The sequence below is a fragment of the Streptomyces sp. NPDC052101 genome, assembly GCF_040680235.1.
Lineage (GTDB): Bacteria > Actinomycetota > Actinomycetes > Streptomycetales > Streptomycetaceae > Streptomyces.
On sequence record NZ_JBFAWH010000119.1, the window covers coordinates 1 to 1,781 of the forward strand.

3 pseudogenes are annotated in these 1,781 nt (G+C 67.4%); all 3 read left to right on the forward strand.

Annotated elements, in window-relative coordinates:
* Positions 1-216 precede the first annotated feature (216 nt).
* A pseudogene (locus tag AB0L75_RS44130) lies at positions 217-647 on the forward strand (leucine zipper domain-containing protein); the annotation flags it as partial.
* A gap of 29 nt (positions 648-676) precedes the next feature.
* Positions 677-1,093 (forward strand): annotated as a pseudogene (locus tag AB0L75_RS44135) (transposase family protein); the annotation flags it as partial.
* 253 nt (positions 1,094-1,346) lie between these two features.
* Positions 1,347-1,622: pseudogene (locus tag AB0L75_RS44140) on the forward strand (LD-carboxypeptidase); the annotation flags it as partial.
* Positions 1,623-1,781 lie beyond the last annotated feature (159 nt).

Sequence of the window (1,781 nt, forward strand, 5' to 3'; positions counted from 1 at the left end):
GTGCTGGACCGGCATCTGCACCACCTGCCACCAACCCCTTCCCAGCAGGACACACACAACACCAAGATCAAGACAGACCTAACGGAGTCCTACTAGGTGTGCTGTTCGGGAACGTTGGTGACGGGCGACACGCCTTGAGTGGTGCTTGAACGGGGTGAGGGCCTCTGGGTTCGGTGTGGATTGCGACATCCACAACCGGCGTCCAGGAGGCCCTCGTTGTCCCACCGTAATGCCCCGCTGCCCTCGACCGGCAGGCCGCGTCTGGCCCGGTGTGTCGTTGACGACGGCTGGCCCTTGCGCAGGGCCGCGGAACGCTTTCAGGTCGCTCACACCACCGCCGCCCGCTGGGCGAGCTGCTACCGCTGTCACGGCGCCCAGGGCATGCACGACCGCTCCAGCCGCCCCACCACTCACCTCTGCAGACGCCCGCCGATGTCGAAGCCGAGGTCGTCAGGATGCGGCGCGAGCACCGCATGGGACCGCTGCGACTGGCCGCCCGTAGCCGGATCGCTGCCTCCACCGCCCACCGGATCCTCAAGCGCCACGGCATGCCGGCCCTGTCCGCCCTGGACCGGGCCACCGGCGAGCCCATGCGCCGTTACGAGCGCGCCCAGCCCGGCGAACTGGTCCATATCGACGTCAAGAAGGAGAAATCCCTCTCCGCCAGAGGCTTCGTGTGCTTGTCTATCCGCCCGGGCTGGACGTGTCCAGCTCTGCCCTTCGCTTCCTCGCCGCCCACCTGAGAGAACGCCGGCAGGCTCTCGGCACCCGATGGCGGCGCCTCAGCGCGGGTCGGCAGGCTCTGCTCACCCTCGCCCATCCCCGCAACGGCCACCCCTACGCCCAGCTCGGGGCCGGGTTCGGTGTCGGCACCACCACCGCCTACCGTTACATCACCGAGGCCGTCGGCCTCCTGGCTGAGCTGGCTCCGACACTTGCCGAGGCAGTCCGCGCGGCCTCGATGAAGGCGTTCGTATTGCTTAACGGCACGCTGCTGCCCATCCACCGACCCTTCTGCTCTGGCAAGCACAAGAAACAGGGAATGAACGTGCAGGTCATCGCCGATCCCTTCGGTCGCCTGCTGTGGGCGTCTGCGGGTCTTCACGATCCCGCAGCGCCCCGTCCGGCGACGCCTGCACGGCGTCGAGCGCTTCGTCATCACCCGTGGCGGCGAGTACTTGTTCCTGCCGAGTCTCAGCGCGCTGCGCTGGCTGGCCGACCCTGGTGCCTGAGGTAGCCGTTGAAAGTCGGGGGCGCGCACCTGCCAGCTCCGCGCAGGGCGCGCCATGTACGGGCCCCACATCACCGCCGGGGCGTAGCAAGGCCGGACAGGAACCGCAGACCGCGCACTGACCCAACTGGCCCGCAATGGTGCGCTGGATGGACTGCGCGGCGTCGAACTCGGCCAGTGCCTCGGCTTCGGTCAGTCGGCGGCTGACCCCGCGCTGGGAGGATGGGGCCTCGTTGACATCTTGCGCGACCGACTCGCCCCCTTGGACGTTCCAGTCCTTGGCGGGCTTCCCATTGGACACGGTGCGCACCCTCCAACTATCCCGCTCGGTACTGAGGCCACGATCGACACGGCCACGCGCACACTGACCGTCCAGCCCGCCGCCGCATAACGCCGCGGGCATCTGGAGTCCATGGCATGACAGTTGTTTCTATCTCCGGGAGCACCGCGTTCTCAGGGTCTGTACGCTCACCGGTGTAATTGATGATCATGGAAGAGACATCAAGTGACTGACACCGTGACCGAGTCCGTGACCGTCGATGACCAGGCG